Below are 22,025 nucleotides of genomic sequence, written 5' to 3'. Positions count from 1 at the left end.
TCCATTGGACTCCGCCTTTTTCTTTGTGCTAATTCACATTACGCTTCTACAGGCAAACATTGATTCAGTACCGCACGAAGCTTTAATGGCTTAACCGGTTTACTAATAAATCCAAAGCCATGCCCTCGGATCGCAGCCTGATTTTCGGTCATTCTATCTGCGCTAATCACCACCCCTTTAAAACTATCACCTAACCTTGAACGACATTGCAGCAATACTTCTAATCCTGTTTGTTGATGGGATAAATGGTAATCACTAAAGATCACATCGGGTTGCCACTGCTGCTCGATAGCACACATAGCTTCATCAAGATTTTCAGCTAATTTAACCTCACAGCCCCAGCGAGTGAGTAAGGTTTCCATTCCTAATAAAATGTCACTTTCGTTATCGACACACAGCACTTTCAGTCCAGCTAACGGCGCTTTGATCTCGGTTGTGGATACCTGCGAACAAGCAGCTAGCATAGACGCATTACCTAATGGTACTGATAACGAAAAGACCGTGCCTTTTCCCTGCCACGAGCGTAAATCTAATGGATGCTCCAATACCCGTGAGATACCACGTGCAATCGCCAGCCCTAATCCCAAGCCATGCTCGCTCCCCGTTTGTTCTATACGAGTGAATTCATCAAAAATATTGGTCTGCTTTTCTATCGGGATCCCCGGCCCGTTGTCCCAAACTTCAATCTGTAAACGCAGACCGCGACGTCTCACACCTAACAACACTTTACCTCTCGGGTTATAGCGAAAGGCATTGGTTAAGAAATTTTGCAAAGCACGGCGTAAGAGCTTGGCATCTGAGATGATCACCGCATCACTGCATACCACATCAAAGGTGATCTGTTGTTGTTGCGCTAAAGCACCAAATTCAGCCGATAATGTATTGAGTACATCACTGACTTTAAACGGCACAATATGCGTTTGTAATTTACCTGCTTCTAAACGAGAAACATCCAATAGATCTCCAATCAGATCTTCTGCTGCTCCTAATGCACTTTCGATATGAGTGGCTAAACGCGCACTTTCTTTGCCCTCCGCGACTTCAGTTAACGAAGAAGAAAAGAGGCGAGCTGCATTGAGCGGTTGCATCAAATCATGACTCACCGCAGCTAAAAAGCGACTTTTTGATTGCGCTTGTTGCTCCGCTTGCTGAGTGGCTAGCATGAGTTGATGATTCAATTGTTCAAGCTGTTGGGTTCGCTCTTTGACTCGCGCTTCAAGGTTTTCATTGGCTTCTTTTAATGCCATTTCAACCTGACGAAAAGCAGTAATATCACTAAAGCTCATCACAAAACCACCACCTGGCATTGGGTTACCTTGCACTTCTATCACTTGTCCATCAGGGCGAATTCGTGATGACGTATGTGCCGTTCCCCGCTGTAAATGCTCAACTCGTTTAGCAACATGTGCTTCAGGATCGCCGGGGCCGCATAATCCTTGCTCAGCGTTATATCGAATCACATCAGTAATAGGGCGACCGACTTGGATCAAACCCGGCGGAAAAGAAAACTGCTCTAAATACCGTTGGTTCCATGCCACCAGCCGAAGCTGTTTATCAACCACAGCAATACCTTGGCTAATATGTTCAATCGCTCCTTGTAATAATCCTCGGCTAAAATCAAACAACTCAGAAGCTTCATCAACAATCGTTGCGACTTCTTCTAATTGCATGTTTCTACCTTGCAAAGCGGAAGTAAGCACTAACCTTGCTGAGGATGCACCAAAAACGCCAGCCAATACTCTTTCGGTATGGCGGATCATGCTGGCAGACGCTTGTTGTTGAGGATCTAAACGATTATCTTGCTGCTCGGCAAACTGAGCAAATGCATGTCGAACGCGTTTACGGCCAACAAAACGAGAAGCCAACATTTCTAATTCTGCGACCGTCACACGGGTTTGATATAAGCTCCCATCTTCTGTTTCTGCAGGAGAGGCACCAACAAAAGAAGCCGCTTGTAAACGTTCAGTGAGTGACGAGCGCGTTATTAATGAAATCCCGACAAACAAACTGACATTGACGCATAAACTCAACAACATGCCCCAATCAACAGAAGATAAACTTCGTAAAATAGGCAGTTGCGGTGGGCTTAATAACCACAGTAGAAAATTACTGCCAGCATCCCCTGCCAACATACTTGTTTGGCTCATCATAGTAATAAGCCAAATCGTCATCCCACCAACTAGACCGGTATACACGCCTTTTTTATTACCAAAACGCCAGTAAATACCGCCGAGCAACGCTGGGGCAAATTGTGCAATCGCTGCAAATGACAATAAACCTATCGCCGACAATGAATGGACATTATCTAGCACATGGTAAAAGCCCCATGCTGCAAGTAATAACACTGCAATTAACACCCGACGGACATTTAATAGTAAGCCAGAAAAGGCTGAAAAATTACGCGGCCCAATGCGTACTCGACGTAACATTAAGGGCATTACTAAATCATTCGATACCATAATTGCCAAAGCAATGGTTGATACAATGACCATTCCTGTCGCCGCTGAAGCACCACCAATAAAAGCGAGGAGCGCAATGCCATTCGCACCTTGCTGTAAGGGCAAATTAATCACGTAAGTATCTGCTAACACATTCGGTAGTAATTGCTGTCCAATCAAAGCTAGAGGGATAACAAAAATCCCCATTAAGAACAGGTAACAAGGAAAAATCCAACGGGCTTTATGTAAATCAGCTTGGCTATGGTTTTCCACCACAATGGTATGAAATTGACGTGGCAAACAGATAATTGCCGCCATGGTCAGTAGCATATGAATAAATAGGCTACCAATATTAGGTGATTTGTAAGTAAGTGATTGCCAACTTAGTGCGTTAAGCTGAGGTGCGGTTTTAAATAAACTCAGCGCAAAAATTCCGACCGCAAGAAACGCAGCAAGCTTGATCAATGATTCAAACGCTATCGCCATCATCATGCCGCGGTGATGCTCGGTAGAATCAATATGCCGAGTACCAAACAAAATAGAAAATACTGCGAGTACACCAGATACTATCCACGCAGTATCTAACCCTTCGAGATTGAACATCTCGCCTAAATTCGGCGTGATCTGTTCAAGCCCCATCGTAATGCCACGCAACTGCAACGCGATATAAGGCAAAATACCTATCACCGCAATCACGGTGACGAGCATCGCTAACCCTTGCGACTTTCCGTAACGGGCCGCGATAAAATCTGCTATCGAAGTAATGTGTTCACGCTTGGCAATAAAGATCAGCCGAGCTAAGACTTTCCAACCTAAGGTAAATACAATAATTGGCGCGAGATAAATGGGGAGGAAAGACCACAACTCACGGCTAGCTTGTCCCACCGTGCCGAAGAAACTCCATGAAGTACAATACACCGCAATGGATAAACTATATATCCACGGTCGCCACCCTGCTAACCATTGGCTTTTTTTATCGCCATACCATGCAATCGCGAACAGTACGCCGAGATATACCAGTGATACGGTTATAACAATCCATCCCTGTACCATCACACATCATCCTTTTTAAACAGATTCACCACTGTAACTAAGTTGTCACAGCTTACTCAATCCTGTCTGATCACAGTTCTCTCAGTAAGATAGTGAGCCTTCTCTTTTCTTTGTTGTAATAAAAAAGCGCAGCCATCAAGACTGCGCTTTAAAATAGAAGTTAGTAATCACTATGCTTTACTGGTTTTATATTCCGTCGTCGCGATCTGTTGGGGGGGCGGCGTTAAACGAATAAAGAACACAGGAAAAGCCATCGCAGCCATGATCCAAAAGACATTAGCGCCCCAATTGCCATACATCCATCCACTCATCGACGTTAATATTGCCATTACCGCGCCAAGGGGAATCGCATTATATAACGATTGCAGCGCGACAGAATGGTTACTCGGCTGTTGTTGAATATAACGAATCGCCGCTAAGTGAGCAGCAGCAAAAGTTACGCCATGTAGAGCTTGAACGGGAAACATCAGCCATTGATCTGTCAAAGTGGCGGTTAATCCCCATCGTACCAAGACGCCAAATGCTGCTAAGCGGAACATATTATTTACCGACCAACCAGAAAATAAGCGCTTACTAACTAGAAATACCATAACTTCTGCAGCAACACTGAAGCTCCATAAGTAACCAATCATTGATTCACTAAAACCAATTTTCTGCCAGTAGATAGAGCTAAAGCCATAATAAGCCGCATGACTACCTTGCAGTAATGCTGCAACCACAATCAACTTAATCACCGCACCATTACATAAAATTCCCCACAATGCAGGACGCACTTGCTCAGAGCTCCCTTCATCGAATGGCATAATCGCAGGATTTCTTGCCGCCATTAACTGTGAGAAAGCTAATCCAGATAATGCCACCCAAGGAATGATATCGGCACCATAGTGATTAGCCAGCATCCCTACTACCGTTGATCCCGCAATAAAGGCAATCGAGCCCCATAAACGGGTACGACCATAATCAAGATGCCCATCTTTTGCATAATGGTTCACGATAGCATCAGAAATTGGCACGATAGGTCCAGCTGATAAATTAAATAAGATAGTGACAGCGGCAAGTACCCATAATCCCCCGCCACCGACAATATAAAGAATACAAGCAAGCAGACCGAGCAGAGTAAAACCTCGTAAAGCAGGGATAAGATGCTCTACTTTGTGGATACGCGGGGTTAATAATAAGTTGGCCAAGCAACGAACGGCAAAACCTAATCCCAACAACAAACCAATATCAGAATCATCCACTCCAATATGCTTAAACCAAATAGCCCAAAATGGCAGATAAACACCGTAAGAGAAGAAAAATCCCCACAAGTATTGTGAGCTCCAGCTGTAGGGCGAACGTGTAAACATAGTGATCTCGCATAATGTGGTGAAAAAAAAAGCAACATATTATGACGTAGTTTTCTTATCAAACTAATGTCATCGCGCAATTTAACCCCACCAACAACACATAATTACTCTAATAGTGCGATAGAGATCTCTTTTCTGTTTTTTATTAATCTCACTCAATTACTCAAGTTCAGATATCCCCCTACAAATTGTCATGAAAAATCCATGTAACTCGCATTTACGTCCTTTGATCTAGCTCTCTCATCCTAAAGTCTAATTGTAGACATACACAAAATGGCACACCGTATAGGCAGCACAAAACAACTATAAAAAGTCAGTTTGCTCACCCTTATTACATCGGCTAAGGATGCAGGGCGCATAAAGTATAAGAACTCAAGGAGAATAGGATGAGTGAGGTTCACGTTTATCCGGTCAATGAGACCATCGCAAAAACAGCTCATATCAATGAAGAGCAATACCGTGAGATGTATCAGCAATCAGTGATTAACCCTGAAGGTTTTTGGCGTGAACATGGCCAAATCGTTGATTGGATGACACCATTTACTAAAGTTAAAAACACCTCATTTGATACCGGCCACGTCAGCATTAAATGGTTTGAAGACGGTGAGCTTAATGTCTCTGCTAACTGTATTGATCGCCACCTCGCGACCAAAGGCGATCAAGCGGCTATTATTTGGGAAGGTGATGATCCTAATGATGATGCCACCTTAACCTACAATGAATTACATCAAGAAGTCTGTCAGTTTGCTAACGCCCTAAAGAGCCAAGGTGTACGTAAAGGTGATGTGGTTTGTCTTTACATGCCAATGGTTGCAGAAGCGGCAATTGCAATGCTTGCTTGTACCCGTATTGGTGCAGTACACACTATCGTCTTTGGTGGTTTCTCTCCAGAAGCATTAGCTGGACGCATTATCGATTCAAATGCAAAAGTGGTTGTTACTGCTGATGAAGGCGTACGTGGTGGTCGTGCTGTTCCCCTTAAGAAAAATGTCGACGACGCGCTAGTAAACCCTGAAGTAACGACGGTTGAAAAAGTGGTTGTCTTTAAGCGCACTGGCGGTGAAGTCGCTTGGAATGATGATCGCGATGTATGGTGGCATGAAGCGACCGCTGTGGCTTCGGCTCACTGTGCTCCAGAGCCAATGAACGCTGAAGACCCTCTTTTTATTCTTTATACGTCTGGCTCAACAGGTAAGCCTAAAGGTGTACTTCACACCACAGGCGGCTATCTTGTATACGCCACGATGACGTTTAAATACGTATTTGATTACCAAGACGGTGATGTGTACTGGTGTACCGCAGATGTAGGTTGGATAACAGGTCACAGCTACTTGGTATACGGGCCACTTGCTAACGGTGCTACTACAGTATTGTTTGAAGGCGTGCCAACCTACCCATCAACCAGTCGCATGAGTGAAGTGGTTGATAAGCACCAAGTCAGCATTTTATACACAGCACCGACTGCGATTCGTGCTCTAATGGCAAAAGGTGATGAAGCAATTCAAGGTACTAACCGTTCATCATTGCGTATCATGGGCTCTGTCGGCGAACCCATTAACCCTGAAGCATGGGAATGGTATCACCGCACAATTGGCGACAAACGTTGCCCAATCGTGGATACATGGTGGCAAACAGAAACAGGCGGGATCTTAATTACCCCACTACCGGGTGCAACCGCACTAAAACCAGGCTCTGCAACACGTCCATTCTTTGGTGTACAACCAGCACTGGTTGATAACGTCGGTAATATCCTTGAAGGCGCCACTGACGGTAACTTAGTCATGACCGATTCATGGCCAGGTCAAATGCGTACGCTTTGGGGCGATCACGAACGTTTTGAGCAAACCTATTTCTCTACCTTTAAAGGTATGTACTTCACCGGTGACGGTGCACGTCGTGATGAAGACGGTTATTACTGGATCACAGGTCGTGTAGATGACGTGTTAAATATTTCAGGTCACCGTATGGGGACGGCTGAAATTGAATCTGCACTCGTTGCTTTCGATAAGATTGCAGAAGCGGCAATTGTGGGTGTACCACATGAGATAAAAGGCCAAGCAATTTACGCTTACATCACCCTAAACGATGGTGAAATTCCAAGTGCAGAGCTGCATAAAGAAGTGAAAAACTGGGTACGTAAAGAAATTGGTCCTATCGCCACACCAGACTTCTTACATTGGACGGACGCATTACCCAAAACACGTTCAGGTAAGATCATGCGCCGAATTCTTCGTAAGATAGCAACCGGAGATACCTCAACTTTAGGTGATACTTCAACCCTTGCTGATCCAACAGTCGTTGATCGACTCATTGAAGAAAAACAAAAAGTGATGTAATTCGACTTTTTTATCAATACACAAAGGCCGCTCAATTGCGGTCTTTTTTATTTTTACGCTATCATTATCTTCACTCAATTCAGCTAACTACCAGCATTCTCCGCCTAAAATACGCCACTTTGATCGCAATGCTGAATAAATCAACAGCTTGATTGTTGATTTATTCGTCAAATATTATCTACTGAACTGTATCGTTTTTCATATTGTGGGAATGCAGCGAATTTAGTCATAATTATCACTAAATTCTTACACTTAGTTGATTGAACTTGTCGTAAGATAAAACCTCTAATAGTAGCGACACTCTCCACTACGGCTTACACGTGTTCACACAAAAAAGTGGTGATTAGACCAGTATTTTGCTGCGATTTGCGGTGAATTCTCTATAATTGCTCAACAATGAACGTTTAGCAGTAAAAAAACGGACACACGGAAACAAAATTGCATAAGCTTGCAAGTTGTTAGAGTTTAACCTCATAAACAAGTGAAAATACGTCAAGATGTCGACCGTTAAACGAATTTTATTAATAAATGGACCTAACCTTAACTTACTAGGTCTACGAGAGCCGGGTCATTATGGCCACCAAACATTAACTCAAGTGGTTGATGGGCTCACTGCTAAAGCGACCCAATTAGGTGTGGCATTAGAACATATTCAATCCAACGCGGAACATGTGTTAATTGATGCAATCCATCAAGCTTATGGCAAAATCGATTTCATCATTATCAATCCTGCAGCTTTTACTCATACGAGTGTAGCCCTTCGTGATGCCTTACTCGGCGTCGCCATTCCGTTTATTGAAGTACATTTATCTAATGTCCACGCTCGTGAACCTTTCCGTCATCATTCTTACTTATCCGATAAAGCAGTAGGTGTGATTTGCGGCTTAGGCCCTGACGGCTATGAATTCGCCCTGAGTGCAGCGGTACGTCGTCTGCATGCAGATAGCTAACTGAACAATATAAAAGAGAAATATAAATGGATATTCGTAAAATCAAGAAGCTAATTGAGCTTGTAGAAGAATCAGGCATCGCTGAGCTAGAAATCTCTGAAGGTGAAGAATCAGTACGCATCAGCCGTAGCGTTCCAGCAACAGCAATGCCACAACAATACATGGCAGCGCCAATGGCACAACAACCTATGCCAACTGCACCTGCAGAAGCACCAGCCGCTGTTACTGCAGCACCTGTGACGACAACTGAAGCACCAGCACCTGTTGCATCAGGTCACTCTGTGCTTTCACCTATGGTTGGTACTTTCTACCGCTCTCCAAGCCCTGAAGCAAAATCATTTGTTGAAGTTGGTCAATCGGTGAATATCGGCGACACACTATGTATCGTTGAAGCGATGAAAATGATGAACCAAATCCAAGCTGACAAAGCCGGTAAAATTGTCGCTATTCTTGCAGAAGACGGCGATGCGATTGAATTCGATCAGCCTCTTATCATCATCGAGTAATCGAGGCTCTGGCTATGTTAGATAAATTAGTAATTGCAAACCGAGGTGAAATTGCACTTCGTATCTTGCGCGCTTGTAAAGAGCTAGGGATTAAAACAGTTGCGGTTCACTCAACTGCTGACCGCGATCTTAAGCACGTTCTACTTGCTGACGAGTCAGTATGTATTGGTCCTGCACGCGGTATCGATAGCTACTTAAATATTCCTCGTATTATCAGTGCTGCTGAAATTACAGGGGCAGTCGCTATCCACCCAGGCTACGGTTTCCTTTCTGAAAATGCTGACTTCGCAGAGCAAGTTGAGCGTTCAGGCTTTATATTCGTAGGTCCAAAAGCTGACACTATTCGTCTAATGGGCGATAAAGTTTCTGCTATTACGGCAATGAAAAAAGCAGGCGTACCTTGTGTTCCTGGCTCTGACGGCCCACTTGATGACGATGAAGCAAAGAACAAATCTTTTGCTAAACGTATCGGTTATCCTGTGATCATCAAAGCCTCTGGTGGCGGCGGTGGTCGTGGTATGCGTGTGGTTCGTTCAGAAGAAGAATTGACTGAAGCGATCGCAATGACCCGAGCTGAAGCAAAATCTTGTTTCAATAACGACATGGTTTACATGGAGAAATACCTTGAAAACCCACGTCACATTGAAGTTCAAGTCTTAGCTGATGGTCAAGGTGGCGCTATTCATTTAGGTGAACGTGACTGTTCGATGCAGCGTCGTCACCAGAAAGTGGTTGAAGAAGCACCAGCACCGGGCATTACCGAAGAAATGCGTAAGTACATCGGTGAGCGTTGTACACGTGCATGTTTAGAAATCAATTACCGTGGCGCAGGTACATTCGAATTCCTTTACGAAAACGGTGAGTTCTACTTCATTGAAATGAACACCCGTATTCAGGTTGAGCACCCTGTAACCGAAATGGTAACAGGCGTTGACTTGATCAAAGAGCAGCTACGTATTGCCGCAGGTCAACCGCTGTCATTTAGCCAAAGTGATATTCAAATTCGTGGCCATGCTATCGAATGTCGTATTAATGCTGAAGATCCAGAGCGTTTCCTACCTTGTCCAGGTACTATCGAGCGTTTCCATGCGCCAGGTGGTATGGGTATTCGCTGGGAATCACACATCTATTCAGGTTACACAGTACCGCCTTACTACGATTCAATGATCGGTAAGTTAATTGCGTACGGTGAAAATCGTGATGTAGCTATTTCTCGTATGCGTAATGCATTGAGCGAAATGATCATCGACGGCATTAAAACCAACGTTCCGCTTCAGCAAGATATTATGGCTGACGAGAACTTCCAAAAAGGTGGTGCAAACATCCACTACCTTGAGAAGAAACTCGGTCTGCAATAAGCACACCTGCTTGACGATAAAAGGCTACCTTAGGGTAGTCTTTTTTATTTATACACAATCTCAATTCACCTCGATTGATCGGTTCACATGGCATAACACAGTATCTTTTGCCACAATAGCCAACCTTTTTGACCAACCCTACTAGTTACTACACTGTATTGAGTAGGAAAACACTTGATAACAACTGGAGATACAGCATGAAAACGCTCTCAGCACGCTATCGCCAAGCCCATAAAGAGGCACGTTGGGCGATAGGACTAGCGTTAGCTTATTTTCTTTGGTGGTACCTATCCGCCTACGGCTTAGCGCCCGCCATCGGTGATCTAAGCATGCCAACCCTATATTTTGGCTTTCCACTCTGGTTCTTGATGTCATGCATTGTCGGCCCGATCATTTTTACCGTCATGTGCGGTGTCATGGTCAAAGTCGTCTACCGAGATCTTCCTTTAGATATTAACCACGAAGACCCCCATGAATAGCCAACTCATTATTCCTATCGTACTGTACCTTGCCGCAGTCTTTGCGATGGCACTTTATACCCGACGCTTTCAAAGCAAAGGAAACTTTCTTACCGAGTACCTAGTCGGTGGGCGTAGCATGGGCGGTTTTGTCCTTGCGATGACCCTTGCAGCCACTTACGCCAGCGCCAGCACCTTTATTGGTGGCCCAGGGGCTGCCTATAAAATGGGCTTAGGCTGGGTATTACTTGCGATGATCCAGTTACCCGCAGCATGGCTAACCCTTGGTGTACTCGGTAAGAAATTTGCCATCGAAGCGAGACGTCATAACGCATTAACCCTTAATGACATCCTTTATGCTCGCTATAAAAATCGTGGTGTCGTCATTTTTGCTTCACTGTCACTACTGATCGCCTTCTTTGGCACCATGGTCGTACAGTTTGTCGGTGGTGCACGTCTGCTTCAAACCGTGACAGGCTTATCGTATATGCATGGCTTAATGATCTTTGCGATCACCGTAGGCCTATACACTACTATTGGTGGCTTTCGTGCTGTTGTGATGACTGATACTTTACAGGGCTTAATGATGATCATCGGTACCATTGCGTTACTGGTTGGGATCGTGCATGCCGGCGGAAGTATCGGCGCATTAGTTACCAAGCTTCACGATATTGATCCGGCATTAATTACCCCTTACGGTCCAAATCATTTCCTGAGTCAGCCCTTTATGTTGAGTTTTTGGATTTTGGTCTGTTTTGGTGTTATTGGTCTTCCGCATGCTGCGGTACGTTGTATGTCTTATAAAGACAGTAATTCACTGCACAAAGGCATGGTACTCAGTACCATCATGGTGGCGCTACTGATGTTTGGTATGCACTTAGCAGGCGCATTAGGCCGTGCTATCGTGCCTGATATCGCTAGCCCCGATCAGATCATGCCAACTCTTATGGTAACCGTATTACCACCAGTTGTAGCCGGTGTGTTTCTGGCAGGCCCAATGGCGGCGATTATGTCGACTATCGACTCACAACTCATTCAAGCTTCAGCAACACTACTCAAAGATTTATATATCAACTATATCAATCCAAGCATTGCCAATAATGAACACGCAGAAAAACGCCTGCCTAAATTGTCACTATGGGTAACAGGAATTTTCTCAGGTTTAGTATTTATCGCTGCGATGAATCCGCCCGACATGATCATTTGGCTTAACCTATTAGCCTTTGGTAGCTTACAAGCCGTATTTTTGTGGCCTCTGGTACTCGGCTTATATTGGAAAAAAGCCTCCGCAACCGGTGCTTTTGCTTCCATGATCGTCGGCTTGAGTAGCTACATTATTTTGTCATTTAGTAAGCCCGATATGAATGGCGTTCACGCAATTGTGCCAACGCTTTTATTAGGTTTGATCGCTTTTGTCGTTGGTAGCTATGCCAAACCAACAAAAGTAGAAACACCGCAATTAAGCGACTAAAATCGGCTATATCACGCTAAATAATCCACTAGATTAAAGATAGTACCAGTCGGTACTATCTTTTTTTTATCCCTAGAATGGCATCTGATAATGGGGATTGGTGAAATTTCATGCTAGACTTCGCCCCCTATGTTCAAGTAGTCACAAAATAAGCGAATAAACCATGCCTTGGATTCAAATTAAACTGAACGCAACTGCAGAGAGCGCAGAAGCAATTGGCGACATGCTAATGGAAGAGACTGGTGCTCTGTCTGTCACCTTCCTAGACGCACAAGACACGCCAGTTTTCGAGCCTATGCCAGGTGAAACCCGCCTATGGGGTGATACCGATGTAATTGGTTTGTATGATGCTGAAGCCGACATGGATTTCGTGCTGAACATGCTTAAAAACAGCCCATTAATTGCTGATGATTTTGCTTATAAAATCGAGCAGTTAGAGGATAAAGACTGGGAACGTGAGTGGATGGACAACTTCCACCCAATGCGTTTCGGTCGTCGCCTATGGATCTGCCCAAGCTGGCGTGAAGCGCCAGAACCCGATGCGGTAAACGTACTATTAGACCCAGGTCTAGCATTTGGTACAGGTACTCACCCAACGACATCACTTTGTCTTGAGTGGTTAGACAGCCAAGACCTAACGGGTAAAACAGTTATCGATTTTGGTTGTGGTTCAGGCATCTTAGCTATCGCAGCACTAAAACTTGGCGCTGCAAAAGTTATTGGTATTGATATCGACCCACAAGCTATCTTAGCGTCACGTGATAACGCAGAGCGTAACGGTGTGTCTGACAATCTAGAACTATACCTACCACAAGACCAGCCTCAAGGTATTCAAGCAGAGGTTGTGGTTGCTAACATCCTTGCAGGCCCACTGCGTGAACTATCACCAGTGATCAAGAGCCTTGTTAAAGACGGTGGCGACTTAGCGATCTCTGGTGTACTAGAAAGCCAAGCGGCTGATGTGTCAACCTACTACGGTGATGAACTGGCTTTAGACCCAGTAATGGCACGTGAAGAGTGGTGTCGCATCTCGGGCCGTAAGGCATAATCACACTAAGTTTTGGGTGCTATTGCTGATTTTTATTTATAAATTTAATCGGTCAATTGATTGAAAATCATACGATTTTGGCAAACAAAATCATCATGCTCAATTATTGGCCTTTTCAGCAGAGCAAAAAATGCGTAAAATGCGCGCCCTTACTGGCACAGTCAGGTAGAGACATTTTGCAAATCGGTCCTTATCAACTTAAAAACCAGCTGATAGTCGCGCCTATGGCGGGTGTGACCGATCGGCCATTTCGTGAGTTATGCCTTCGCTACGGTGCAGGTATGGCTGTTAGCGAGATGATGTCGTCGAACCCAGATCTCTGGAAGACGTCTAAATCGCTCAATCGTATGGTTCACGAAGGTGAATCAGGTATTCGTTCGGTTCAGATAGCAGGTGCTGATCCAAAGTTGATGGCTGAAGCTGCACAGTTCAGTGTTGAAAACGGTGCGCAAATCATCGATATCAACATGGGATGCCCAGCAAAGAAAGTAAACAAACGATTAGCCGGTTCTGCGCTACTGCAATACCCCAACCTTATCGAAGACATTCTTCGCTCTGTGGTGGATGCGGTAGATGTCCCAGTTACGCTTAAAACCCGTACTGGTTGGGATCTGGAAAATAGAAACTGTGTCGACATAGCCAAACTCGCCGAGCAATGCGGCATACAGGCCCTCGCCCTTCACGGACGTACCAAGGCATGTATGTACAAAGGTGAAGCGGAATATGACTACATTAGAGCGGTGAAACAAGCCATCTCGATCCCAGTTATCGCTAACGGTGATATCGATAGCCCGGAAAAAGCACGCTTTGTACTCGATTATACGGGTGCCGATGCTCTAATGATTGGCCGACCTGCACAAGGGAAGCCGTGGATTTTTAGAGAGATCCACCATTACTTAACAACTGGTGAACACCTCGCTGCTCCATCAATTGATGAGATCAGTGAAATCATGTTGGGACATGTTCAAGAACTCCACCAGTTCTACGGTGAATACCTAGGACTGCGCATTGCACGTAAACACGTGTCTTGGTACTTGAAAGAACATGCACCAGCCGGTGATTTCCGCCAGACCTTCAACGCACTCGAGGATGCTCAACAGCAACTTGATGCGCTGCAAGGCTACTTCGAAAACGTTGCATAAATACTAGAAGAGCTTACAGAATTATGTTCGAACAAAATCTGACTTCCGAAGCGTTAACAGTAACAACTGTAACTTCACAAGACCAAATCACACAGAAACCATTACGTGATTCAGTGAAGGCATCCCTTAAAAACTACCTTGCTCAATTAAATGGTCAGGAAGTCGACGATCTGTACGAGCTTGTGCTTGCAGAAGTTGAACAACCACTATTAGACACTATCATGCAGTACACTCGCGGTAACCAAACTCGCGCTGCTACCATGATGGGTATCAACCGTGGTACGCTACGTAAGAAGCTTAAAAAATACGGCATGAACTAATACATTTAGTTTAAATTATTGATAAAAAAGCCATTCCTGTGTTTTCAGGCATGGCTTTTTTATTGGCTGCTATTCGATACTGTTATGCTAGATAAAACACAATAGCCCTGCTTTAATGCAGTTTAAAACGCTGAATCGTCACCATCAGATCTTCCGAAATTTGATTAAGCTCTTCACTCGATGACGACATCTGATTAGATTCAGTCGACAATGATATCGAGCTATCATTCAAACTTGCCACATTTTGATTAATACTATTAACGGTTAAAGATTGCTGCTCTGTTGCGGCTGAGATCTGCTGATTCATCCCTTGTATCGCATGAACCTCTTCAACAATTAAATTCAACGCTTCCCCTGCCGACTCAGAAATCTTTGACGCATTCTGGGCTTTTTCAGCCCCCTGATTCATGACACCAACCGCTTGCTCCGCACCTTGTTGTAATTTTTCAATAATGGTTTGAATTTCAATCGTCGACTCTTGTGTGCGCTGTGATAACGTGCGAACTTCATCAGCAACAACAGCAAAGCCTCGCCCTGCATCGCCTGCTCTTGCAGCCTCTATCGCAGCATTTAACGCTAATAAGTTGGTCTGCTCTGCAATGCCACGTATTACTTCCAATACGGTATCGACATTGCGGCTATCTGTTGCAAGTTGGGTGATTACTTTACTGGCTTCACCAATATCTAATGCGAGCAATTGTGACTCTTCAATATTGCGTTGAATAATCACTTTACTGGCTTCTGTTTGTTTCGCCGCTTTAACACTAAAATCAGTGGCATCAACGGTTCTACCTGCAATCTCTTCAACCGCGGTTAGCATTTCCCCCATTGACCCCACGAGTTGATCCGTGTCTTCTTTCTGTTGATTTAAATTACTATCCATCGATAACACTGACTGTGATAAACAACGCGAAGAGTGAGTCAGTTGTGAGCCTGCATCACTAATATTGTGGATAATGGTCTGAATAGAAATAACAAAGCGATTAAAATGTTTCGCAAGTGCCGTTAATTCAGGGCCGCCCTCTTCTGTAAGGCGCTGAGTTAAATCACCTTCACCCGTTGATAGGTCACGCATCGCAGCAACGGTTTTTTTAATTGGCAAAGTAATGCTACGAATAAAATACGCCATCAATAATGATAGTATTGCCAAAATAACAGCAACGTTCACAAACGATAGCAATTGGCTGGCTTGAATCTCTTGGTTTAAAGCTTTGATATTCATTCCTGCGCCAATCATCCAGCCCCAAGGATGAAAATAATCAGCATAGCTCGTTTTTAAAATCAGTTGGTTAGGATCTGACGATGACTTCCACATATAATCAACAAAACCACCACCTTGCTTACCGACACTGTAAAGCTCTTCGACGAATCGTCGTCCATTACCGTCTTTTAGTGACAGAATGTCAGTTCCCATCATTTCATCAAAGCGGGTCGCTATTTGATAGCCTTCCCTATTTCCCGCAAAAATATAATTTCCGCCATCAAAACGCATTGCATTAATTGCAGCTAAAGCCTGTTTTTGCGCTTCTTCTTCGCTCAATGTGCCATTGGAGCTAAGTTCATGATAGTAATTAACCACTCCTACCGCCCCTTCTACTATTTGCTTAATACCTCTCTCATAATTAGCTCGCATATGTTGATTAGTTGAGGAAATATTTAATGCAGCAATAGAAATAAGACCGATGGCAAAGAACAGCCATATTATCCAGGCTTTGGTACTAATAGATGCATGTGTTAACGATAGATTCATAGAACCTCCCTATCCTACTTATTACGTTTAGTCATGAAATAGTTTCGCTATAACGACAAGATCAATTAGGCTCTAAGTATCTTAATGCAACACGTTAGGCGTGATTAACCAGAACTCAACCTTGCTAAATACTGTTACTATAATGCTTTCTCTCCAGATAATTTTTATAAATACAACATATGCGCTATATATCATATAAAGACGTAATTGATAAAACGCTTGATCTCTAAAAGTGAGTGGCAATAACAGATACAAAAAAGCTCCACCGAAGCGAAGCTTTTCTTAATTAGAAAACAAGAAGTACTCTATTGATGTTTTAGATCATGCAATGCACTCATCAATGCCTTGATGCCTATTTCTACTTTGCTACGAGGACAACCGACATTCAAACGTACATACCCTTGCCCTTCTTGACCATAGGTATCACCGCGCATAATGGCGACTTTGTAATGACTAATTAAACGTTGTTGTAGGGCATCCATATCCACGCTCAATGGCGTTAAATCAATCCACGCTAAATATGTCCCCTCAGGCACTTGGTAATTCAACTCAGGAAAAGCCTGATTTAATTGCTCTGCGACATAACGGAGGTTAGCTTGAAGGTAGTCTTTTAAACTATCGAGCCATACTTCACCTTGGTTATAAGCGGCAATATGTCCTATTACGCCTAAAGTCGACGGTGACGATAAACCATGTGCCGCTTTTAACTGAGTAAGGTACCGTTCACGCACAGCTTGATCGACAATAAACGCATATGCACCCGTTAGTGCAGGAATATTAAATGACTTTGATCCTGAAGAAACCAACGCCCAATTATCATCTAATGCCACTTCAGGCCAAGGGATATAATCATTAAATGCCATATCCATATGGATATCATCGGAGATCACTTTCACCTGATGTTGCAAACAGATTTGTGCCATACGGCTGAGTTCATCACGTGTCCATACTCGTCCAGTTGGATTTTGTGGACTACACAGTAACAACACTTTACAGTTTGGTTTTGCCGCTTGTGCTTCAAATTGTGCCCAATCAATCTCATAACTGCCACCAGCCGTTTTTAACAACGGGCTTGTTAGCATGAGACGATCATTAGCCGCTAACATATTACCGAACGCATCATAGGCTGGAGTATGAATGAGGACTCCTTCCCCCTGCTTTGTCCACTGCATCACTAATTGCGAAATGATGTAAATCACCGATGGACCATACACAATATGCTCGGGATTGATTGGACTATGATAGCGGCGTGAAAACCATCCTGTGATCGCAGATTTAAAATCATCATGATTCCATCGGCTATAGCCAAATACACCATGTGCTAATCGCTCAGATAACGCCTTCTCAATACATGGCGCAACGGCGAAATCCATATCAGAAATAGTAAACGGCAATAAATCCGCTTTACCAAACCGATCTTCAACATAATCCCACTGGGTACAATAGGTACCATATCGGTTAACTGGAGTAGAGAAATCAAACATATCAACCTCTTGTAACAAACGAAAACAGTTATCCAAAACAAAAAAGCGGAGCACTAGGCTCCGCAATCATATTATGCCGTCGCTGGCATTAAGCCCTGCATTTCATTTTTGACCATGTGCACCTGAGGCCCAATCACAACTTGTAAGTTATGATCGTCAAGCTTAACGACCCCTAACGCACCGTTAGCTTTGAGTACGGCGTCATTCACTAAACTCATATCGTTAACCGATAAACGTAAACGAGTAATACAGTTATCAAGTGACGTAATGTTTGCAGCACCACCCAGTGCTTCTAAAATAATATCGCCTTTGTAACCCGACGTTTTCTCGCCAGTTTCCGCAAAGGCTAACTCATCTTTTACATCAGCCACTTCACGACCAGGAGTTTTTAAATTGAAGCGAGTGATCACAAAGCGGAATACGCTGTAATACATCACAAACCATACTGCAGCCACAAGAGGTACTAAGTACCATTTCGTTGCCGTACCTTGAAGTACGCCGAAAATCAAAAAGTCGATAATATTGCCATCAGTATTACCAATCGTTACTCCTAATAGATGCATCGCCATAAAGCCAACACCCGTTAAAATAGCGTGAACAAAGTACAGTGCTGGTGCTACGAACAGGAATAAGAATTCTAATGGCTCTGTGATACCACCAATCACACATGCAACCACACCTGATAACAATAACGCTTTTACTTTGCTGCGATTTTCAACACGAGCACAGTGGTACATCGCAAGAGCAGCGCCAGGTAATCCACCAAGGAAAGCCGGCATTTTACCTTGCGACAAGAATGATGTTGCCGAGTTAGAGAAGCCGTTAGTTGTTGAGCAAGAAAGCTCTGCATAGAAAATATTTAGTGCCCCACTTACCGTATTACCACACACATCCAATGTGCCACCCGCTTCCGTAAAACGCACCAGTGCTACAAGAATGTGGTGTAAGCCGAATGGCAATAACAAACGCTCACCGGTACCGAAAAGGAATGGACCAAATGGGCCTGAGTGAGAGATTAAGCTGCCAATACCATTAATACCCATAGCAAAATAAGGCCATACTAGCGGTACTAACAGGCCAACTACACCGAGCGTTAAGGTTGAGATGATCGGAACAAAACGCGCACCACCAAAGAAAGCTAATGCATCTGGCATTTTGTAGGTATAGAAACGTGCATGCAGTTTCGCCACAATAATACCGACGATCACCGCGCCTAAAATGCCAGTATCAATCGACTCTATGCCTAAAACAGACTTCACACCGTAGGCTTTTTCTTCGGTCGCATTGCCTAATACGCCAGCCACTGTTAGGTAAAAGTTAATTGATAAGTTAAGTGCTGCGTAACCAACAAAACCAGCAAACGCGGCAACGCCTTTTTCTTCACGAGCAAGGCCAAGTGGAATGGCTACAGCAAACATGATAGGTAAATAGATAAATGCAACCAAACCAACTTTGGTCATCCACATGAACAGCAATTGCAGTACGGTATTATCAAGAAAAGGCATACTTTCTTTTACTGCAGCACTTGATAACGAACTACCAATACCTAGTAAAATACCGGAAAACGCCAAGAGCGCCACTGGCAACATAAACGTTTTACCTAAGCTTTGGAAAAATTCCCATAGCGTTGTTTTATTTGCAGATTTAGACATCATTGTCACCTGATCACTGTTTTATCTTCGTCAAAAACAAAGTGGTAAAACGTTTTATCACTTTGTTGAAAAAAAACGTCGACGAAGATGAGCTCAAAACTTCTGCCAACGCTTTTGCTGAATTACGAAATAAATGATAAAACGTTTTATCAACTTTTATCGGCATCGAGATCACGGAACATATCTCGCGCCAGAACACATATTAAAAACTGTGATCCTGTTAATATTCAGATCATAGAGATAACGTTTTATATTGATAGATAAATACAGGGTAATTAACTATCTAATGGCTAAATCAAGCAAAGTAAAGATCACCGATGTTGCCGACTATGCCGGCGTCTCCGTTTCCACTGTTTCTTTGGTACTGGGAAATAAAGGCCGTATATCAAAAGCGACAATTGATAAGGTCAATCAAGCAGTTGAAGCTCTAGGCTATGTTCGCAATAACGCCGCAGCGAATTTAAGATCCAATTACTCAAATTTGATCGGTTGGATTTTAGCGGATATTACAGATCCCTTTTATACCGAAGTTACGGCAGGGTTAAGCGACGAGCTTGAACAACATGACCATATGTTATTTCTTGCACAGTCCAACCATCAAGCAGACAAATTAATCCAATGTGTCCAATCGATGATCCAACAAGGCGTCGCAGGTATTGCGTTTAGTCCTGTAAGAGAAGCAACCAATCAAGTACTCGAAATGGCCAAACAAGCCAATATTCCTGCGGTTTGCTTAGCCCGATCCGCCGTGAATAATGAGGTCGATTATATTGGGCCTGATAATCATCAAGCCGCAATACTTGCAACTCAGCATTTGATCCAACAAGGTCATCGTCATATTGCGTATATTGGCGGCAGCAGTGACTCTCTCACCCGTGCAGAACGCATTGGCGGCTATGGAACGACATTAATGCAATACGGCTTACCATTTAAAAATGAATGGATAATTGAAGCTCAGAATAACCAGTGCCAAGCCGCTGATCATGTTCAACAATTGCTAACTCAACATCCTAAAATTACCGCACTATTATGCCACCGACCCGCCATTGCATTAGGGGCGATGTATGGTATTCAACGGGTTGGGAAAAGTGTCGGAAAAGACAACTATATTGGTCAACAAATAGGCTTAATTGGGTTTGATGATACCCCTGAAGCGGCTTTAACCCAGCCTAGTTTAACCATGATCAGCTCTCCTACCCGACAAATGGGACAACTTGCAGGACAACGATTACTCGCAAAAATGAAGGTGCATAATGAAACGGCACAACAGTTTATTTTACCGCCACAATTAATTGAGCGAGGATCGGCATAAAGATACCAAACTGCGACAAACAAAAAAGCTCCACCGAAGTGAAGCTTTTATATAATCACGATAATTAAAAATTATAAATAATCACAAAGATAAGCAGTAGTAACCAATACTTTCACATTAAATGAACTGTCACCAGGAACTTCAAAGTTATCGCCTGCGTTGTAAGTTTCCCAGTCAACATGGCCTGGTAGTTTTACTGTTAATGCACCTTTAACCACCGTCATACGTTCAGGTGCTACAGTACCAAAGGTATATTCGCCAGGTGCCATAACGCCAACACTGACATGATCGCCCGAAGATTCAAAGCCAATTGATTTTACTTGGCTATCAAAATATTCATTTACTTTTAACATCGATTTTCCTTATCTTTGATTCGTATTAGCAATACGCTATTGACTGAAAATTATCACAAAATTTCACAATGCCCTAATGAAATATAATGACGCTAATCACGATATTCATGACATGAATTTAACTTGGTTCATGATAAAAAAACGCTACACTAATCTTCGAAATTTTACCGAGGGATCTCAGATGTTAAATAAGCATGTTTTAGCGGTATTACTGATCGCTTCGTTACCATTGGTTGGTTGTAGCAGTAGCGATAAGCAAAGTATTAAAGATGGCTTCACTGAAATTGGTCACGCGACCCGTGATGCAACCAAGGCAACGGGACACTTTTTCCGTGATACCACAAAAGATGCGATCCAAAATGCAAAAGAAGCCACCAGCGATTAATTTATACGTTCTATTTCTTGTGCCTTGAACAACATGACTTAGTGTCACCGATAGGATCTGGCGTATCACAGCTATCGTTCAAGGCCTCAAGGATTGAGCAATGGCTCGCATCATCATCCACATGGCCACAACACGCATCATTGATCTTTTTTAATGCGCGTCGAATACGTGTGAGTTCCTTTATTTTCATGTCCACTTCATCAAGCTTCGCTTGAGTGATCGCTTTTACTTCCGCACAACTATGCTGACTTGCTTCTAGTCGGATATCTAATAGCTCACGAATTTCTTCCAAACTTAAACCAATAGCTTTGGCCCGTAAGATAAATTTAACTCGTGATAAATTATCCTCACTATATAAACGATAACCACTGTCGCTTCGGCCTGCTGGCTGGAGCAAATGATTTTTTTCGTAAAACCGTAATGTATCGCTACTGACCTGACATAACTTTGCTAATTGACCAATCAAATACATCGCCATCTTGCTTATTTCTCCTAAAGACAACCCAAAAGCAAACGTTTGCGTAATCTTCCTATTCATGTAAAATAATGGTCACATTACGCACGAATGACCATTACTGATAAATCACTATTGTCATCACCCAAGCTTTGTTGATGTGATGAGAATCAGGATATTTCCCAAAGCCAATTCACACCAAATGG

Annotated in this window: 18 protein-coding genes; 11 read left to right on the top strand and 7 right to left on the bottom strand. The window is 43.4% G+C overall.

The genetic code is table 11. The features are described 5' to 3' along the window. Positions 1–38: 38 nt before the first annotated feature. The gene (locus CTN01_RS18780; protein ID WP_045150147.1) at positions 39–3,491 is read right to left on the bottom strand and encodes a hybrid sensor histidine kinase/response regulator; all 3,453 of its coding nucleotides are present in this window, start codon (positions 3,489–3,491) and stop codon (positions 39–41) included. A gap of 170 nt (positions 3,492–3,661) precedes the next feature. Next, complete coding sequence (locus tag CTN01_RS18775) at positions 3,662–4,840, bottom strand: 3-phenylpropionate MFS transporter (RefSeq protein ID WP_045129017.1); 1,179 nt, start codon at positions 4,838–4,840, stop codon at positions 3,662–3,664. Positions 4,841–5,226: 386 nt separating this feature from the next. Here CTN01_RS18775 and acs point away from each other — a divergent pair, with 386 nt between their 5' ends. The 9 genes from acs (at position 5,227) to fis (ending at position 14,429) form a co-directional block, all read left to right on the top strand. Then, positions 5,227–7,176, top strand: a complete 1,950-nt coding sequence (gene acs / locus CTN01_RS18770) for an acetate--CoA ligase (protein WP_045150146.1) — start codon at positions 5,227–5,229, stop codon at positions 7,174–7,176. Positions 7,177–7,673: 497 nt separating this feature from the next. Next, positions 7,674–8,126, top strand: a complete 453-nt coding sequence (gene aroQ, locus CTN01_RS18765; RefSeq protein WP_045150145.1) for a type II 3-dehydroquinate dehydratase — start codon at positions 7,674–7,676, stop codon at positions 8,124–8,126. Positions 8,127–8,152: 26 nt separating this feature from the next. Then, a complete protein-coding gene (gene accB / locus CTN01_RS18760; RefSeq protein ID WP_045150144.1) occupies positions 8,153–8,632 on the top strand; it encodes an acetyl-CoA carboxylase biotin carboxyl carrier protein in 480 nt (159 codons plus the stop codon). A 14-nt stretch (positions 8,633–8,646) separates the two neighbouring features. After that, positions 8,647–9,990 (top strand): acetyl-CoA carboxylase biotin carboxylase subunit, encoded by a 1,344-nt coding sequence (gene accC / locus CTN01_RS18755; protein ID WP_005372645.1) that lies wholly within the window; start codon positions 8,647–8,649, stop codon positions 9,988–9,990. Positions 9,991–10,187: 197 nt separating this feature from the next. Further along, positions 10,188–10,469, top strand: a complete 282-nt coding sequence (locus tag CTN01_RS18750) for a YhdT family protein (protein ID WP_045129013.1) — start codon at positions 10,188–10,190, stop codon at positions 10,467–10,469. Continuing rightward, positions 10,462–11,919 (top strand): sodium/pantothenate symporter, encoded by a 1,458-nt coding sequence (panF, locus tag CTN01_RS18745; protein ID WP_045129012.1) that lies wholly within the window; start codon positions 10,462–10,464, stop codon positions 11,917–11,919. Before CTN01_RS18750 ends, panF begins: the two co-directional genes overlap by 8 nt. 163 nt (positions 11,920–12,082) lie before the next feature. Continuing rightward, a complete protein-coding gene (gene prmA / locus CTN01_RS18740) occupies positions 12,083–12,967 on the top strand; it encodes a 50S ribosomal protein L11 methyltransferase (protein ID WP_045129011.1) in 885 nt (294 codons plus the stop codon). Positions 12,968–13,143: 176 nt separating this feature from the next. Next, the gene (gene dusB, locus CTN01_RS18735; protein ID WP_005372649.1) at positions 13,144–14,109 is read left to right on the top strand and encodes a tRNA dihydrouridine synthase DusB; all 966 of its coding nucleotides are present in this window, start codon (positions 13,144–13,146) and stop codon (positions 14,107–14,109) included. Positions 14,110–14,132: 23 nt separating this feature from the next. Continuing rightward, complete coding sequence (fis, locus tag CTN01_RS18730) at positions 14,133–14,429, top strand: DNA-binding transcriptional regulator Fis (RefSeq protein WP_005372656.1); 297 nt, start codon at positions 14,133–14,135, stop codon at positions 14,427–14,429. A 112-nt stretch (positions 14,430–14,541) separates the two neighbouring features. Here the strand turns inward: fis and CTN01_RS18725 are convergent, their stop codons facing one another. The 3 genes from CTN01_RS18725 to malX form a co-directional block, all read right to left on the bottom strand. Next, positions 14,542–16,179 (bottom strand): methyl-accepting chemotaxis protein, encoded by a 1,638-nt coding sequence (locus CTN01_RS18725; RefSeq protein ID WP_107342202.1) that lies wholly within the window; start codon positions 16,177–16,179, stop codon positions 14,542–14,544. A 305-nt stretch (positions 16,180–16,484) separates the two neighbouring features. Then, complete coding sequence (locus tag CTN01_RS18720; protein ID WP_045150143.1) at positions 16,485–17,663, bottom strand: MalY/PatB family protein; 1,179 nt, start codon at positions 17,661–17,663, stop codon at positions 16,485–16,487. A gap of 71 nt (positions 17,664–17,734) precedes the next feature. Then, positions 17,735–19,315 (bottom strand): maltose/glucose-specific PTS transporter subunit IIBC, encoded by a 1,581-nt coding sequence (gene malX, locus CTN01_RS18715; RefSeq protein ID WP_045084730.1) that lies wholly within the window; start codon positions 19,313–19,315, stop codon positions 17,735–17,737. Positions 19,316–19,601: 286 nt separating this feature from the next. Here malX and malI point away from each other — a divergent pair, with 286 nt between their 5' ends. Further along, a complete protein-coding gene (malI, locus tag CTN01_RS18710) occupies positions 19,602–20,627 on the top strand; it encodes a Mal regulon transcriptional regulator MalI (RefSeq protein WP_045129009.1) in 1,026 nt (341 codons plus the stop codon). Positions 20,628–20,698: 71 nt separating this feature from the next. On the opposite strand, the gene ppnP is transcribed toward malI, so the two are convergent. Next, on the bottom strand, positions 20,699–20,980 hold the full coding sequence (ppnP, locus tag CTN01_RS18705) for a pyrimidine/purine nucleoside phosphorylase (RefSeq protein WP_006647687.1): 282 nt from the start codon (positions 20,978–20,980) through the stop codon (positions 20,699–20,701). Between the two features lie 181 nt (positions 20,981–21,161). On the opposite strand from ppnP, the gene CTN01_RS18700 reads away from it, so the two are divergent. Further along, positions 21,162–21,365: a hypothetical protein gene (locus tag CTN01_RS18700; RefSeq protein ID WP_005372666.1), complete on the top strand. Its 204-nt coding sequence runs from the start codon at positions 21,162–21,164 to the stop codon at positions 21,363–21,365. Positions 21,366–21,375: 10 nt separating this feature from the next. On the opposite strand, the gene zntR is transcribed toward CTN01_RS18700, so the two are convergent. Continuing rightward, the gene (gene zntR / locus CTN01_RS18695; RefSeq protein WP_199883636.1) at positions 21,376–21,837 is read right to left on the bottom strand and encodes a Zn(2+)-responsive transcriptional regulator; all 462 of its coding nucleotides are present in this window, start codon (positions 21,835–21,837) and stop codon (positions 21,376–21,378) included. Positions 21,838–22,025: the final 188 nt, after the last annotated feature.

Origin of the sequence: Photobacterium angustum, assembly GCF_003026365.1 — a bacterium.
Taxonomy (GTDB): domain Bacteria; phylum Pseudomonadota; class Gammaproteobacteria; order Enterobacterales; family Vibrionaceae; genus Photobacterium; species Photobacterium angustum.
The sequence above is the reverse complement of the archived record's forward strand: the minus strand, read 5'-3'. Positions and strand labels throughout refer to the sequence as shown.

Coding starts and splice junctions, on each gene's coding strand:
- CTN01_RS18780 (WP_045150147.1), bottom strand. CDS start 3,491: ATGGTACAGGGATGGATTGTTATAACCGTATCACTGGTATATCTCGGC.
- CTN01_RS18775 (WP_045129017.1), bottom strand. CDS start 4,840: ATGTTTACACGTTCGCCCTACAGCTGGAGCTCACAATACTTGTGGGGA.
- acs (WP_045150146.1), top strand. CDS start 5,227: ATGAGTGAGGTTCACGTTTATCCGGTCAATGAGACCATCGCAAAAACA.
- aroQ (WP_045150145.1), top strand. CDS start 7,674: ATGTCGACCGTTAAACGAATTTTATTAATAAATGGACCTAACCTTAAC.
- accB (WP_045150144.1), top strand. CDS start 8,153: ATGGATATTCGTAAAATCAAGAAGCTAATTGAGCTTGTAGAAGAATCA.
- accC (WP_005372645.1), top strand. CDS start 8,647: ATGTTAGATAAATTAGTAATTGCAAACCGAGGTGAAATTGCACTTCGT.
- CTN01_RS18750 (WP_045129013.1), top strand. CDS start 10,188: ATGAAAACGCTCTCAGCACGCTATCGCCAAGCCCATAAAGAGGCACGT.
- panF (WP_045129012.1), top strand. CDS start 10,462: ATGAATAGCCAACTCATTATTCCTATCGTACTGTACCTTGCCGCAGTC.
- prmA (WP_045129011.1), top strand. CDS start 12,083: ATGCCTTGGATTCAAATTAAACTGAACGCAACTGCAGAGAGCGCAGAA.
- fis (WP_005372656.1), top strand. CDS start 14,133: ATGTTCGAACAAAATCTGACTTCCGAAGCGTTAACAGTAACAACTGTA.
- CTN01_RS18725 (WP_107342202.1), bottom strand. CDS start 16,179: ATGAATCTATCGTTAACACATGCATCTATTAGTACCAAAGCCTGGATA.
- CTN01_RS18720 (WP_045150143.1), bottom strand. CDS start 17,663: ATGTTTGATTTCTCTACTCCAGTTAACCGATATGGTACCTATTGTACC.
- malX (WP_045084730.1), bottom strand. CDS start 19,315: ATGTCTAAATCTGCAAATAAAACAACGCTATGGGAATTTTTCCAAAGC.
- malI (WP_045129009.1), top strand. CDS start 19,602: ATGGCTAAATCAAGCAAAGTAAAGATCACCGATGTTGCCGACTATGCC.
- ppnP (WP_006647687.1), bottom strand. CDS start 20,980: ATGTTAAAAGTAAATGAATATTTTGATAGCCAAGTAAAATCAATTGGC.
- CTN01_RS18700 (WP_005372666.1), top strand. CDS start 21,162: ATGTTAAATAAGCATGTTTTAGCGGTATTACTGATCGCTTCGTTACCA.
- zntR (WP_199883636.1), bottom strand. CDS start 21,837: ATGTATTTGATTGGTCAATTAGCAAAGTTATGTCAGGTCAGTAGCGAT.